Source organism: Paenibacillus sp. J22R232 (assembly GCF_056269165.1).
On the sequence record NZ_JBWDNK010000004.1, the window covers coordinates 535,992 to 550,579 of the forward strand.

13 protein-coding genes are annotated in these 14,588 nt (G+C 46.3%); 12 read left to right on the forward strand and 1 reads right to left on the reverse strand.

All coding sequences use genetic code 11. From position 1 onward, the window contains the following. Nucleotides 1-26: 26 nt before the first annotated feature. The 11 genes from AC0YN3_RS16235 (at nucleotide 27) to AC0YN3_RS16285 (ending at nucleotide 12,661) form a co-directional block, all read left to right on the forward strand. Nucleotides 27-1,034, forward strand: coding sequence for an NAD-dependent 4,6-dehydratase LegB (locus tag AC0YN3_RS16235; protein ID WP_475776049.1), 1,008 nt, complete (start codon nucleotides 27-29; stop codon nucleotides 1,032-1,034). A gap of 22 nt (nucleotides 1,035-1,056) precedes the next feature. After that, on the forward strand, nucleotides 1,057-2,232 hold the full coding sequence (locus AC0YN3_RS16240; protein ID WP_475776050.1) for a LegC family aminotransferase: 1,176 nt from the start codon (nucleotides 1,057-1,059) through the stop codon (nucleotides 2,230-2,232). Between the two features lie 13 nt (nucleotides 2,233-2,245). Next, entirely contained in the window at nucleotides 2,246-3,409 is a 1,164-nt protein-coding gene (gene neuC / locus AC0YN3_RS16245) for a UDP-N-acetylglucosamine 2-epimerase (RefSeq protein WP_475776051.1), read from the forward strand. Between the two features lie 148 nt (nucleotides 3,410-3,557). Then, nucleotides 3,558-4,628 carry an N-acetylneuraminate synthase gene (gene neuB, locus AC0YN3_RS16250; RefSeq protein ID WP_475776052.1) on the forward strand — a complete coding sequence of 357 codons (1,071 nt, stop codon included), beginning with the start codon at nucleotides 3,558-3,560 and terminating at the stop codon, nucleotides 4,626-4,628. A 144-nt stretch (nucleotides 4,629-4,772) separates the two neighbouring features. After that, nucleotides 4,773-5,822: a nucleotidyltransferase family protein gene (locus tag AC0YN3_RS16255; protein ID WP_475776053.1), complete on the forward strand. Its 1,050-nt coding sequence runs from the start codon at nucleotides 4,773-4,775 to the stop codon at nucleotides 5,820-5,822. A gap of 1 nt (nucleotide 5,823) precedes the next feature. Then, entirely contained in the window at nucleotides 5,824-6,522 is a 699-nt protein-coding gene (locus AC0YN3_RS16260) for an acylneuraminate cytidylyltransferase family protein (RefSeq protein WP_475776054.1), read from the forward strand. A gap of 348 nt (nucleotides 6,523-6,870) precedes the next feature. Then, nucleotides 6,871-7,068, forward strand: coding sequence for a cold-shock protein (locus AC0YN3_RS16265; RefSeq protein WP_028608231.1), 198 nt, complete (start codon nucleotides 6,871-6,873; stop codon nucleotides 7,066-7,068). A 252-nt stretch (nucleotides 7,069-7,320) separates the two neighbouring features. Then, nucleotides 7,321-7,866 (forward strand): ribosome hibernation-promoting factor, HPF/YfiA family, encoded by a 546-nt coding sequence (gene hpf / locus AC0YN3_RS16270; protein WP_475776055.1) that lies wholly within the window; start codon nucleotides 7,321-7,323, stop codon nucleotides 7,864-7,866. A 140-nt stretch (nucleotides 7,867-8,006) separates the two neighbouring features. Then, the gene (secA, locus tag AC0YN3_RS16275; RefSeq protein WP_475776056.1) at nucleotides 8,007-10,514 is read left to right on the forward strand and encodes a preprotein translocase subunit SecA; all 2,508 of its coding nucleotides are present in this window, start codon (nucleotides 8,007-8,009) and stop codon (nucleotides 10,512-10,514) included. Between the two features lie 67 nt (nucleotides 10,515-10,581). Further along, nucleotides 10,582-11,689 (forward strand): peptide chain release factor 2 gene (gene prfB, locus AC0YN3_RS16280; protein ID WP_475776057.1). Its coding sequence is split into 2 segments (ribosomal slippage): nucleotides 10,582-10,653 and nucleotides 10,655-11,689, totalling 1,107 coding nucleotides; the frame shifts between segments, so codons are not numbered across the junction. Nucleotides 11,690-11,776: 87 nt separating this feature from the next. Then, nucleotides 11,777-12,661 (forward strand): YitT family protein, encoded by an 885-nt coding sequence (locus AC0YN3_RS16285; protein ID WP_475776058.1) that lies wholly within the window; start codon nucleotides 11,777-11,779, stop codon nucleotides 12,659-12,661. 106 nt (nucleotides 12,662-12,767) lie between these two features. Here the strand turns inward: AC0YN3_RS16285 and AC0YN3_RS16290 are convergent, their stop codons facing one another. Further along, nucleotides 12,768-13,142, reverse strand: a complete 375-nt coding sequence (locus AC0YN3_RS16290; RefSeq protein WP_475776059.1) for a hypothetical protein — start codon at nucleotides 13,140-13,142, stop codon at nucleotides 12,768-12,770. 381 nt (nucleotides 13,143-13,523) lie between these two features. On the opposite strand from AC0YN3_RS16290, the gene argC reads away from it, so the two are divergent. Next, on the forward strand, nucleotides 13,524-14,573 hold the full coding sequence (argC, locus tag AC0YN3_RS16295) for an N-acetyl-gamma-glutamyl-phosphate reductase (protein WP_475776060.1): 1,050 nt from the start codon (nucleotides 13,524-13,526) through the stop codon (nucleotides 14,571-14,573). Nucleotides 14,574-14,588: the final 15 nt, after the last annotated feature.

Sequence of the window (14,588 nt, forward strand, 5' to 3'; positions counted from 1 at the left end):
ATGATCAGACAGATAAGGAGTAAATTATGAGCAGCAATCGCAAAGTTTTGGTAACAGGGGCAGATGGTTTTATTGGATCGCATTTGACAGAAGCATTAATTCGCAGCGGATATGAGGTCCGTGCCTTCACCATGTACAATTCATTTAATACTTGGGGATGGTTGGATCAATGTGCAGAAGATGTTCGTGGGAAATTCGAAGTATTTGCAGGCGATATTCGTGATCCTTATGGTGTGAAGGAGGCGATGAAAGGCTGCGACGCCGTGCTGCATTTAGCGGCACTTATTGCAATTCCCTACTCCTATCATTCTCCGGATACGTATATTGACACGAATATGAAGGGAACTCTAAATGTATTGCAAGCAGGTCGTGAATTAAACGTCTCCAAAATCGTACATACTTCCACAAGCGAGGTTTATGGAACTGCAAGATTCGTTCCGATTACAGAGGAACACCCGCTGCAGGGACAATCGCCATATAGCGCAACAAAGATTGCCGCAGATCAGTTAGCTTTGTCTTTCTATCGCTCTTTTCAAACACCTGTGGGCATTATAAGACCATTTAATACGTACGGGCCCCGTCAGTCTGCAAGAGCCGTTATACCGACTATTATCACCCAGATAGCATCGGGCTATAAACAAATTAAATTGGGAACCATTCATCCCACTAGGGATTTCAATTATGTTCTGGATACGGTTAAAGGCTTTATCGCGATGCTAGAGTCTAGTAATAGTATCGGAGAGGAAATAAACATAGGCAGCAATTATGAAATTTCAATAGGCGATACGGCTAAACTCATCGGTGAGGTTATGAATGAGAGTATTGAGATCGTAAGCGATGAAGCGCGATTTAGGCCAGAGAAGAGCGAAGTAGAGCGGTTATGGGCTGACAACTCGAAGGCTGAACGCCTTTTAGGCTGGACTCCTGAGTTCGGAGGGCTACAAGGCTTCCGGCAAGGGATTGAGAAAACGGTACAATGGTTTACGGATCATAACAATTTGTCGAGATACAAGGCCGATCAATATAATATATAAATGTAACATAGGAGGCCTTGCAATGAGTAAAGAACGTTTACCAACGGTAATTTTGGAGACTCTCCAGCAAGCACTTCGTAATCCCCAAGCCTTTACGGCTTTGCATGAGCCGGCGTTCCAGGGAAGTGAATGGGAATATGTAAAGGAATGCCTTGATACCGGATGGGTATCCTCCGTCGGGCAATACGTAGATCAATTTGAACGTAATCTCGCGGAATATACAGGCTCACCGTATGCTATTGCCGTAATGAACGGTACAGCTGCTTTGCATATCAGCTTGCTGCTGGCAGGTGTTCAGGCGAATGATGAGGTGCTTATTCCATCCTTAACCTTTGTCGCAACCGCAAATGCAGTCTCGTATTGCAATGCTATCCCACACCTAATTGACGTAGCAAATGAAACAATGGGTGTTGATCCAGTTAAACTGGACCAGTATTTGCAAGAAATTGCACACGTTAAAACGGATGGATTTGCCTATAATCGGCAAACAGGCCGAAGGATCTCTGTGGTGGTTCCCATGCATACGTTTGGGCACCCGGTTGAATTAGATGCTCTAGTAGAGGTGTGTGAAAGGTATCGGCTAGTGATGGTCGAAGACGCGGCAGAATCACTTGGCTCCTATTATAAAGGCCGCCATACAGGGACCTATGGCAAATTAGCGGCAATGAGCTTTAATGGCAATAAAATTATTACAACCGGTGGCGGCGGTGCTGTTCTAACAGCGGATGAAGAGATAGCGAAAAGAGTAAAGCATTTGACGACAACCGCCAAAATTCCGCATCGTTGGGCCTTTGAACACAACGAAACAGGTTTTAATATGCGGATGCCTAATTTGAATGCCGCTTTGGGGTGTGCACAATTAGAACAGCTACCGGATTTTTTAGCAAGAAAACGAAAGCTTGCACAGCGCTATAAAGAATCGTGGCTGCAAGTAGACGGGGTTCAGTGGTTCGAAGAACAGAAGCATGTTTCGAGCAATTACTGGCTTAACGCCATTGTTCTGGATCAGTCTAATGAGCAATTAAGAAACGATATTCTAGATGCGACGAACGAAGCCGGTATAATGACTCGGCCAATATGGACCCCCATGCATCGTTTGCCAATGTATCAGGATTGCCCCCGCATGGATTTGAGTATCACTGAAGAGTTGGAGATGCGAGTCATTAATATTCCAAGCGGTGCGAAATTAGTGGAGTGAGGGAGAAAACAAAGTGAGGAAAATATGCGTTGTTACAGGCTCTCGCGCCGAGTACGGCTTATTATATCCCCTATTGAAAGAGATACAGGCGGATTCGAATTTGAAACTGCAGTTAGCAGTAACAGGCATGCACCTAGCTCCAGAATTCGGAAACACATTCAAAGAGATTTTGGAGGATGGTTTTCAAATCGATGAAAAAGTCGAAATGTTGCTATCTAGCGATACACGAGTCGGCATAACTAAATCAATGGGCTTAGGCCTTATTGGTTTTGCTGATGTGTTCAACCGTCTAAATCCCGATATCGTTGTGCTGCTAGGCGACCGTTATGAAACAATGGTAGCTGCACAAGCCGCCATGATAGCCAATATCCCTATTGCTCATCTCCATGGAGGAGAAAGCACGGAGGGGGTTGTGGATGAAGCCATTAGGCACTCCATTACAAAGATGTCACATCTGCACTTTGTTTCAACAGAAAAATATCGCAATCGAGTCATACAACTAGGCGAGGACCCGGATCGTGTATTTAACGTGGGCGCTATAGGGCTAGATAATGTTCGGCAATTAAGTTTGCTTTCCAGAAAAGAATTTGAAGCTTCGATTGATTTTAAATTGGGAGACGTGAATTTTTTAGTAACCTATCATCCTCTAACGCTCAAGCAAGCGAGCTCTGAGGAGCTGACTGCGGCCTTGTTAGAGGCTTTAGATCATTTTAAACATGCCAATATCATTTTCACAAAACCGAATGCGGACACAAATGGTAGAATCATTGGCCATATGATAGATGATTACACGCACAAAAACCCTGGGCGTACTGTAAGTTTCCAGTCACTTGGGAAACTAAGATATTTGAGCGCATTGCAATATGTTGATGTTGTAGTTGGGAACTCTTCTAGCGGCATCATTGAGGTTCCTATGTTTAGAAAGCCGACAATCGATATTGGTAATAGGCAGAAGGGTAGACTAAAGGGATCAACAATAATAGAGACCTCCGAACAGAGTGAAGAGATTATAAAGTCAATATCCCAAGCACTCGATCCAATCTTTTTAAAGTCAAACGTTGAAGAGTCCGTGTCTTTATATGGAGATGGGATGACTGCCAAGAAAGTGATGCACGTTTTGAGGCATGTTGATATAGACGGAATAATTAACAAAAAGTTTTATGAGGTTGAAATGTAGGCTGGAAGCTGGCAGTCGAATTTATATGTCGTGAGCGGTGTACTCCACGATTGGGATACATTCTTTAATCTATAAAGCGGTTTGATCACGTTGAGGATAGTATCGCATCATTATCCAGATACGCAGGAAATTAAAGGGAGGTATTTGAATGAGTGTATATATGATTGCTGAGGCAGGCGTTAATCATAACGGTTCGCTTCAATTGGCTAAGAAACTCGTTCATGCAGCAGCTGCAGCCGGTGCAGATGCTGTGAAGTTTCAAACCTTTCAAGCAGATAAACTAGTCAGCAGACATGCAGCCAAAGCGGACTACCAGAAAAAAACGACGGATGCTGAAGAATCGCAACTGGAGATGATTCGCAGGCTCGAGTTGTCTGCGGAAGATCACGTAGAACTTATGAATGAGTGTCAAATGGCTGGGATTGAATTTTTGTCAACCCCGTTTGACCTATCGAGTCTCAAACTGTTGACAGAGCAATTAGGCTTGCGAACATTGAAGATATCTTCAGGGGATATAACAAACCTGCCCCTTTTACATCAAGCCGGCAAAAGCGGAGCCAACGTTATATTATCTACCGGAATATCAATACTCGGAGAGATCGAAGAAGCGTTAGGTGCTTTGGCTTTTGCTTATTTGGGAAATGTGACCCCCCCTTCGTTACTTGGTTTCAGGGAGGCTTATTGTTCAGAGGAAGGACAGGCATTACTGCGCAATAAAGTGACCCTTCTTCATTGCACGACAGATTATCCTACCGCATACGGTGACGTTCACTTGAACAAAATGATTACCTTACGGCAAGCATTTGGTTTACTTACAGGATATTCTGATCACACCATTGGTGCAGAGGTATCGGTATCGGCTGTTGCATTGGGAGCTACTGTCATTGAGAAGCACTTCACGTTAGATAAAATGCTGGATGGTCCTGACCATTCGGCATCAATGGAGCCTGAAGAGCTGCGCGGATTAGTAAGCCAAATTCGCAATGTAGAGCTGGCGATGGGAATATCAAATAAAATCCCAGCGGCTTCAGAGCTGCGCAACGCGAATCCAGCCCGGAAAAGTATAGTTGCCGCACTGCCGATTGCCATTGGGGAAAAAATGACAGAAGCCAATCTTACTTTAAAGCGGCCAGGAAGCGGCTTGCCTCCATCAGCGTACTGGAGTTTACTTGGCAAACAGGCAAGCAGAGCTTATAATCCGGATGATATAATAGATTGAAATCATGCTTCATAGGGCTTTCGCATCAAAATATAGAATGATTTACCAGACCGCAAAGAGCTATATTCTTGCGGTTTTTCTTATTTTATAACGAGCGCTTACCGATATATAGAGTACAGGCTAGGGCTAAGAGGGGGACTGATTATGAAACAGATCGATAAACTATTGATTTCACCACACGCCTCCATTTTGGAGGCTCTACATATTATTGATAAAGGCACCGTTCAAATTGCACTTGTTGTTGATACCGATAAACGACTGATCGGGACGATAACAGACGGTGATATCCGCAGGGGGATCTTAAGGGGTATCGATTTAAATAGCGAAGTAAGGCTAATTATGAAAACTGATCCGATTACCTCGCTTGAGGCGGACAGTAAAGATATTGTTTTTGCAAAGATGAAGAATTATAACTTAAAGCAAATACCGATAACTGATTCGGATGGGAAGATCCTACGCCTAGAATTGCTGGGAGAGATCATTAGGCTTGAACGCAGCGACAACTGGGTCGTATTAATGGCGGGCGGGTTAGGGACAAGGCTTGGCGAACTAACAAGGGACTGTCCTAAGCCGTTATTGAAAGTTGGGAGCAAGCCAATTCTTGAAGTGATTTTGGAGAACTTCATCTCGAACGGGTTTTATCGCTTTATTATATCAGTTAACTATAAAGCTGATATGATTATGGAGTATTTCGGAAACGGATTAAAGTGGGGCGTTGAAATTATATATCTGCAGGAAAATAAACGTTTAGGTACTGCAGGAGCTTTAAGCTTGTTACCGTTTATACCAGACAAACCTATAATAGTAATGAATGGCGATTTACTGACGAAAGTGAATTTCCAACAATTACTCGATTTTCATTTGGATACAAGGGCAAAAGCTACAATGTGCGTTAGGGAATACGAGTTTCAAGTACCTTATGGTGTTGTTAAGGTCGATAACTATAGGCTTCAAAGCATTGAAGAGAAGCCCGTTCAACAATTTTTTATTAGCGGTGGAATCTATGTAATTTCTCCTGAGGTGCTGCAGCATATTCCGGAGCAAACATTTTATGATATGCCTTCATTGTTTGAGATGCTGCTGAAGCTTAATGCACCAACTTCAGCGTTTCCGATCCGGGAATATTGGATGGATATCGGAAGAATGGATGACTTTGAACGAGCGAATAGCGAATATTTAGAAGGGATCTTCTAATATGATAAATGACAAAAAAGTATTGGCCGTCATTCCTGCTAGAGGAGGCTCGAAGGGTGTTCCTGGTAAAAATATTCATAACCTAGCTGGAAAGCCGCTTATAGCATGGACGATCGAAGAGGCCAATAAGTCGGTTTATATAGATCGGACCATTGTTTCTTCTGATGACGAAGCCATTATACAAGCAGCCATCGCACATGGAGGAGATGTTCCTTTTATTCGTCCCGCAAGCCTGGCACAAGACGATACGTCCGGAATCTCGCCTATTCTGCATGCAATCGAGCAAATCCCTGGTTATGACTATGTTGTTCTACTACAGCCAACGTCGCCTCTAAGGAAATATGATGACATTGATAAATGCATTGAGTTGTTTGTTGATTCTGCCGCTAAAGCAGCCGTATCGGTGACCGAGCAAGAAAAGAGTCCTTACTGGATGTTTCAAGTGAATGATGAAAATAAAATGAAACCAGTTATGGGAGAGGCAATAGCCGTACCGAGGCAGGACTTGCCTAAAGTTTATTCTTTGAATGGTGCTGTGTACGTATCTGGTATCGAGCAATTGAAAGAGACAGAATCGTTTTTGACGGAAGAGACGGTGGCCTACGTTATGCCCAGAGATAGGTCCATTGATATTGACACCTTAACTGATTTTCGTTTATGCGAAATATTAATTGAAAGTAGTGCAAGCAAAAATGAGTGAATGGTAAAAGAATAGGGTGAATAGCCTGAGTTGTAATGAGCGGCTTCGTCGAAAAGAGGAAATGGAATAGTCGGCGCTGAATTAATGGTGACTGTGCTTTCATAAAGATCCCAGAATTATAGACGATCTAGAGTTAAAGAATTGAAACCACAAGTGAGGGATACATTCGTGGTATGAAAGTACGTCTGTATTTTTAAGAGCTAAATCGTGTACTATAGCTAAAATAACGGCCGTGAATCCGCTTACAACAAATTGTTTGACAATTCCGTGAAGTCGGTGTTATAGTCAAATTGTGGGTTATACGAAGTGATGCCTCACAGTATTTGAAGATGAAGGGAATGTTTGCACATGCAAGGTAAAGTTAAATGGTTTAACGCAGAAAAAGGTTATGGATTTATCGAGACTGAGCAAGGCGGCGACGTATTTGTTCATTTCTCCGCTATCCAAACTGAAGGTTTCAAAACACTTGAAGAAGGCCAATCCGTGGAGTTCGATATTGTTGAAGGCGCTCGTGGACCACAAGCAGCTAACGTAGTTAAACTGTAATCATTCGGCTGATCCAGCCAACTTATATTTTGGATCATCACATATGTATCTAACATCAGCTCCGGGTAACCGGAGCTTTTTTTTATGCCTGGTATGGGGGATCATAATCGTGGAAGCAAATCGTTCCTGTAGGTACTGGAGTCTATTAGTTCCATCGTATCATTTATCTGAAAATTCGAAATAAAACAAAAACTATTTTGATCTCAGCGCTTACATATGCTATAATAAGACCATGTAAAGGAGGAGTTCCCCATGAACTACAACATTCGAGGTCAACACTTTCAAGTGACAGACGCATTGAGAGACTACGTCGAAAAAAAACTCAGCCGATTGGATAAATATTTTGAAGCACCAATCACCTCCGATATTAATGTGACACTATCGGTCACCAAAGGTAAACATGCAGTTGAGGTGACCATTCCGCTCACCGGCGTTATGTTAAGGGCCGAGGAGAAAAGCGAGGACATGTACGCATCGATCGATTTGGTTGCGGACAAACTCGAACGACAAATTCGCAAACATAAAACGAAAGTAAACCGTAAATTCCGCCAAGGCAGCGGCGTTCGCGCACTGTTTAAAGAGGAAGGCTCAGCAGTGGGCGTTCTTGAGGAAGAGGATGATTTGGAGCTAGTACGGACCAAACGCTTCGCGCTCAAGCCAATGGATGTGGAAGAAGCGATTTTACAGATGAATATGGTAGGACATAGCTTCTTCGTCTTCTCGAACGTGGACAACAAGGAAATCAGTGTTGTGTACAAAAGAAGCGACGGCAAATATGGATTAATTGAGCAGGGCTAAGCGCCATTATACTTAACATCGAAGGGCCTTTTCTCCGATAAGGAGAGAGGCTTTTTCTTTTACACGCATCCTCGTTGCGGCGGTGTCGACAAACTGATACAATTTAATGCAAAGAGGCGTAATTACGAAAGGGGAATTCCATGCTCGGATTAGTGAAGAAGATATTTGGTGACCATAACGAGCGCGAGGTAAAACGGCTCCAGCGGACGGTTGATGAAATAAATGCGATAGAGTCGAAGTACACGGCTTTATCCGATGAAGCGCTGCGCGCAAAGACTGAGGAATTTAAAGCGAGAATTGAAAAAGGCGAGACGCTGGACAAGCTTTTGCCCGAAGCTTTTGCAACGGTTAGAGAGGCATCCAAGCGTACGCTTGGCATGCGTCACTTCGATGTACAGCTTCTAGGCGGTATGGTTCTTCATGAAGGCAAGATCGCGGAGATGAGAACGGGTGAAGGTAAAACGCTTGTAGCTACGCTGCCGGTTTATCTGAACGCGCTGCTCGGCAAAGGCGTACACGTCATTACCGTCAACAATTACTTGGCACAGCGCGATAGCGAGCTGATGGGCCAGCTTTATGGCTTCCTAGGTATGACGGTGGGCTGTAATCTTCACGGCTTGTCGCATGACGAGAAGCAAGAGGCTTATGCTTGCGACATTACGTACGGAACGAACAATGAATTCGGATTCGACTACTTGCGTGACAACATGGTGTTGTACAAGGAACAAATGGTACAGCGTCCGCTTTATTTTGCCATCATCGATGAAGTGGATTCCATTCTGGTCGACGAAGCGCGGACTCCGCTTATTATTTCCGGACAAGCCGCGAAATCGACTGAGCTATATTTTGCAGCAGACCGCTTTATTAGCCGCTTGAAGCCTGAAGAGGACTTCACGATTGATATTAAGCTGCGCAGCGTTATGCTGACGGAATCAGGCGTTGAGAAGACCGAGAAGGCGTTCCAAATTGAGAACTTGTTCGACCATGCGAATGTTACGCTGAACCACCATGTTCAGCAGGCACTCAAAGCCAACTTCATTATGAAACGCGACGTGGATTACGTAGTGGAAGAAGAAGAAGTTGTGATCGTAGATGAGTTCACGGGTCGTCTGATGTCCGGGCGCCGTTACAGCGATGGCTTGCATCAAGCGATTGAAGCAAAAGAACAGCTGAAGGTTCAGAACGAAAGCATGACGCTTGCGACGATTACTTTCCAAAACTATTTCCGTATGTACCGTAAGCTTGCGGGCATGACAGGTACGGCGAAGACAGAGGAAGAAGAGTTCAAGCGTATTTATGGCCTTGATGTCATCCAAGTGCCTACGAACCGTTCTATGATCCGTAAGGACATTGCAGACGTTGTCTATAAGTCCGAGAACGGCAAGTTTAAAGCGGTCGTAGAGGAAATCGTCGAGCGCCACAGCAAGAACCAACCGGTGCTGGTCGGTACGATTTCTATCGAGAACTCCGAGAAGCTTTCCGATATGCTCAAACGCCGAGGCGTGACGCATAAAGTGCTGAATGCGAAGTTCCATGCCGAGGAAGCGGAAATTATTTCGCGTGCGGGACAAGCGGGCTCCGTGACGATTGCAACGAATATGGCCGGCCGTGGTACGGATATTCTGCTGGGTGATGAGGTTGCTGATCTTGGAGGCTTGCATATTATCGGTACGGAGCGCCATGAGAGCCGTCGGATTGATAACCAGCTGCGCGGCCGGGCAGGGCGTCAAGGCGACCCAGGCTCCTCGCAGTTCTATTTATCGCTTGAAGATGAGCTTATGCGCCGCTTCGGTTCCGAGAACATTATGGGCATGATGGACAAGCTGGGTCTTGATGAGGATCAGCCGATCGAAAGCCGTATGATCTCGAGAGCGATCGAATCTGCACAAAAACGCGTTGAGGGAAATAACTTCGATATTCGTAAGGTTGTCCTTCAATATGACGATGTTATGAACCAACAGCGTGAGGTTATCTACAAACAACGCCGCGATATTCTTGGTTCGGAGAACATCCGCCAAGAAGTGATGGATATGCTTAAGCCTGTCATTGAGCGCATCGTGGAAGCGCATTGCTCGGAGGATATCCCGGAGGAATGGGATCTTCAAGCAATCGTGGATTACGCGCATGCGACTTTCCTGAACGAGGGATCCTTGTCCAAGGAAGAGATTTGGGGCAAAGAAAAGGAAGAGATCGTTGAATATATCCTTGCTGAGGTCGTAGCTTCTTATGATGAGCGCGAGGAAGAGCTGGGCGCGGAAACGATGCGTGAGTTTGAAAAGGTTGTCGTGCTGCGCGCAGTAGACAGCAAGTGGATGGATCACATCGATGCAATGGATCAGCTCCGCCAAGGTATCCATCTGCGTGCATACGGCGGTACCGATCCACTTCGCGAATACCAGTTCGAAGGCTTCGAGATGTTCAAGGAAATGATCGAGAGCATCCAAGAGGAAGTCGCGAGATACATCATGAAGGCACGCGTAGAGAGCAACTTAGAGCGCCAAGAGGTTGCTCAGGGCCAAACGACGACGACAAGCGGCGGCGGAGAGGCTATGGAGAAACGTCCGGCCAAGCGCGAGGAGCGCGTTGGACGGAACGATGTTTGTCCTTGCGGCAGCGGCAAGAAGTATAAGCTTTGCCACGGCAAGTAAGGAACGGCGTTCGAAGACACGGCATAGTGTAGAGAACGAACAATTATTTTGAGGTGAAGCGGACGCTATGATAGACATAACGGTTAAACAAGACCTGCGTGAAATGGCCAAGCGGCTCCAAGAGCTCAGGGGGTCTCTTTGACTTAGATCTTAAGCAAGAGATCATCGCCAATTTCGAGGAGAAAATGACGCTCCCTGATTTCTGGGACGACAATGAGAAAGCGCAAGGCGTCATTGCGGAGTTAAACGCTGTGAAGTCTGTCGTAGACCATTATGATGGGCTGAATGGCGAGCAGGAAGACCTGCAAATGATGCTGGAGCTGGCGGAAGAGGAAAGCGACGAGTCTGTTGCTGCGGACGTTGTAAGCGGCGTAGAGAAGCTTATGCGCAAGGTCAGCGACTTCGAGCTGCAATTGCTTCTCAACCAGCCGTATGACAAGCTCAATGCCATCCTGGAGCTGCATCCTGGAGCCGGGGGGACCGAGTCGCAAGACTGGGGTCTAATGCTTTACCGCATGTACACGCGCTGGGCGGAGAAAAGCGGCTTCAAGGTAGAGCTGCTTGACTATCTGCCTGGAGACGAAGCCGGAATCAAGAGCGTCACTATTCTGGTCAAAGGCTTCAATGCTTATGGATATTTAAAAGCGGAGAAAGGCGTGCACAGGCTTGTTCGCATCTCGCCATTCGACTCCGCAGGCCGACGTCATACGTCATTCGCTTCTTGCGATGTCGTTCCTGAAATCGACGACAGCATCGAGATTGAGATTCGCTCGGAGGATTTGAAGGTGGATACGTACCGTGCAAGCGGAGCGGGCGGCCAGCACGTCAATAAGACGGAATCGGCTATTCGCATCACGCATATTCCTTCTGGAATAGTGGTAGCGTGCCAGCAGGAACGCTCGCAGATTCAGAACCGGGAGAGGGCGATGAAGATGCTGCGTTCCAAGCTGTATGATCGAAAGATCGAGGAGCAGTTGAAGCATCTTGCCGAAATTCGCGGTGACCAGTCTGAGATTGCTTGGGGCAGCCAAATCCGTTCTTATGTATTCCATCCGTACAGCATGGTGAAGGATCACCGGACATCGGTCGAGACAGGCAATGTCGGTGCTGTCATGGATGGCGATATTGATGCGTTCATAGACGGTTATTTGCGCCATCAGATTCGTCATGACTAAAAAATAGGTTTAGGGGAAGAGTTCCGACACGTTCAGCGTGCGGAGCTCTTCTTTTTGCGAAAATCAGCTTGCGAGGAGATAAATAGCATGAGTGCTAGCGCAGTGAAAAGAAGAAAAGGCGGGCCGAGCAGGAGCCCGCGCGCCCAGTCGGCATGGAGTATCGCTCAGCTTCTAATCGGATCTATTATTGTGGCAATCAGCTTCAATATGTTCATGGTTCCCAACGGCATTGCATCGGGAGGCGTATCGGGCGTTTCGATACTGGTACAACGAGTAGCGAATATCACGCCTGCCATTACGCAATGGGCGATCAATATTCCTTTGTTTGTCGCAGGCTTGTGGCTGCTGGGCAAACGTTTTGCTGCGAAAACAGCGCTAGGCTCCATCATATTGCCTTTGTTTGTTTTGCTGACAGACGGCTTCAAATCTCCGACCGATAATCCGTTGCTTGCGGCCATTTATGGCGGCATTGGAGTTGGACTTGGCTTAGGTCTTGTATTTCGCGGTGGCGCCTCAACGGGCGGTCTCGATCTGGCGGCACAGATATTGCACCGTTATACGGGACTTCCGCTTAGCTTAGCCATTGTTTGCTTTGATGGCTGCGTTATTGTGGCGGCTGGATTTATCATATCGCCAGAGGTTGCTTTATACGCATTGATTGGCTTGTTCGTAACGAGCAAGACGATTGATTTCGTGCAAAGCGGGCTGCAGCTGTCGAAGGTGGCGTTCATCATAAGCGAGCATTCGGAAGAGGTTAGCGCAGCCATATTGAATGATTTGGATCGCGGCTTAACGCGGTTAGACGGCCATGGCGGGTATACGGGCGCAGGGCGTACTGTTCTTATGGTTGTGGTAGGGCAGAATGAGGTTCCAAAGCTGAAGCAGCTAGTTCGGGCGATTGATCCGGGTGCTTTTGTCATCATTAGCAATACGGCTGAGGTGCTGGGACAGGGCTTTAAGCTGGAGAACTAGCATAGATACACCGGCTGCTGCGAAAGGAAATGCAAAAGGATACAAGAAATGGCTGCCGTTGAATGGCATGGCGGGCTTGTATCCTCATTGGATAGCTGGCTTTAGGTTATTTTCGTTTCAGTTTTTCAATTTCCGTTTTAAGATTAAGCTGCTCTCGATTCAGAATATCAATCCCGAAGCCGTGCGTATTCAATTCGGCTGTTACTTTGCGCTCAAAGCTTGCCTGACCGGAATCAAGGCGTTTTGAAATTTCGAGCGTTTCCAGCGCAGCTTGGCGAATCAATGGAATATCCACGACGAGAGCCTCGATTTGATGCAGACGTTTGTTAGTTGTTTGCTGCTCGACCGTTAACTCGTTAAGCGTATGCCGCATGCTCTGCTGCTCATCCTTGACCTCGCTGAGCGCGCGCTCCATGCTCTGCTGCCCATCTCTCAACGAGCTTAGCTCGCTTAGGATTTGCTGCAAAATTTGTTCACTCATACTTACGTTACCTCCATCTCGAATGAATAATTGTTTTGCTCGGTATAGCGCCGTTCATCTTTCTCTCGCTGCAATTAGTATATCATTTCTGCTATTCTTATGATAACATAATAACGAGAACATTTGTTCTGTTTTTGCGAATGATTTGTCCTTCTAAAGTCGAATATTGGATAAAAAATAGCCACAATTGTTCGTTGTATTATTATGAATTGGAATGTATAATAATACGAATAAACCTGCATATTTCCATCAACTGCCGAATGTTGTACAATTATAAGTTGAAGAAGAAGACAACCTTTCCGCGTGCGGAAAGAGCAATAGATACAGCTGCGGCGCGGTTATTGCTGAGCCAGCGGCATTTCGTTTCGAGGAGAGATCGATATGGGCACGAAAGTAAAAATAGCAATTATTGGATCGACGGGCTATGGCGGCGTAGAGCTCATTCGTTTGCTTGCTTCCCACCCGCTTGCAGAGGTGACATCGGTCATTTCGTCTTCTAGCGCGGGTACGCCAATCACTGAAGGATATCCGCATTTGACAAGTATCCGTGAGGAGCTTCTAGATGATGTAGATCCGGCAGCAATCAAGGCCAAAGCAGACGTCGTGTTTTTGGCAACGCCGGCCGGCGTTGCAGCGAAGCTAGTGCCTTCGTTGCTTGAGGCAGGCCTGAAAATTGTGGACCTGTCCGGTGATTTCCGTCTAAAGTCGCCTGCTTTGTATGAGCAATGGTATAAAAAGCCTGCAGCGGATGAAGCTTACTTGAAGCAGGCCGTATTCGGTTTGGCTGAAATTTACGGAGATCAAGTATTGGATGCTCCATTTATATCGAATCCCGGATGTTACCCGACAGCAACGCTGCTAGGCCTCATTCCGGCGGTTAAAGCGGGCTGGATTGATCCCTCCACGATTATTATTGATGCCAAGTCCGGAGTATCCGGAGCTGGTCGCGGTGCATCCTTAGGCACGCATTATTCCGAGCTAAACGAAAACCTGAAGGCTTATAAATTGAATCAGCATCAGCATATCCCGGAAATCGAAATGGTGCTCTCGGACGCGGCGAGCAAGCCGGTCGTTACCACGTTCACGACGCATCTCGTGCCCATGACGCGCGGTATTATGTCGACAATGTATGCTACCTTGCAAAGCGAGCGAAGCACGGCTGACTTCGTAGAACTTTACCGCACCTACTATGAAGGCCGTAAATTTGTACGTATCCGTCCAGAAGGGCAATGGCCGGCGACGAAAGAAGTATGGGGCTCGAACTATTGCGATATTGGCTTCGCGGTTGACGAACGTACGGGCCGGGTAACCATCGTGTCTGTTATTGATAACCTAGTCAAAGGAGCGGCAGGGCAAGCGATCCAAAACCTTAACCTCATGATGGGTTGGGATGAAACGCTGGGCTTGCAATTCGTTCCCGTTTATCCATAAGCGCGCTTCAATCAT

Bases quoted from the DNA above. Each gene is read 5' to 3' on its own strand.
- AC0YN3_RS16235 (WP_475776049.1), top strand. From the start codon at position 27: ATGAGCAGCAATCGCAAAGTTTTGGTAACAGGGGCAGATGGTTTTATT.
- AC0YN3_RS16240 (WP_475776050.1), top strand. From the start codon at position 1,057: ATGAGTAAAGAACGTTTACCAACGGTAATTTTGGAGACTCTCCAGCAA.
- neuB (WP_475776052.1), top strand. From the start codon at position 3,558: ATGAGTGTATATATGATTGCTGAGGCAGGCGTTAATCATAACGGTTCG.
- AC0YN3_RS16255 (WP_475776053.1), top strand. From the start codon at position 4,773: ATGAAACAGATCGATAAACTATTGATTTCACCACACGCCTCCATTTTG.
- AC0YN3_RS16260 (WP_475776054.1), top strand. From the start codon at position 5,824: ATGATAAATGACAAAAAAGTATTGGCCGTCATTCCTGCTAGAGGAGGC.
- AC0YN3_RS16265 (WP_028608231.1), top strand. From the start codon at position 6,871: ATGCAAGGTAAAGTTAAATGGTTTAACGCAGAAAAAGGTTATGGATTT.
- hpf (WP_475776055.1), top strand. From the start codon at position 7,321: ATGAACTACAACATTCGAGGTCAACACTTTCAAGTGACAGACGCATTG.
- secA (WP_475776056.1), top strand. From the start codon at position 8,007: ATGCTCGGATTAGTGAAGAAGATATTTGGTGACCATAACGAGCGCGAG.
- AC0YN3_RS16285 (WP_475776058.1), top strand. From the start codon at position 11,777: ATGAGTGCTAGCGCAGTGAAAAGAAGAAAAGGCGGGCCGAGCAGGAGC.
- AC0YN3_RS16290 (WP_475776059.1), bottom strand. From the start codon at position 13,142: ATGAGTGAACAAATTTTGCAGCAAATCCTAAGCGAGCTAAGCTCGTTG.
- argC (WP_475776060.1), top strand. From the start codon at position 13,524: ATGGGCACGAAAGTAAAAATAGCAATTATTGGATCGACGGGCTATGGC.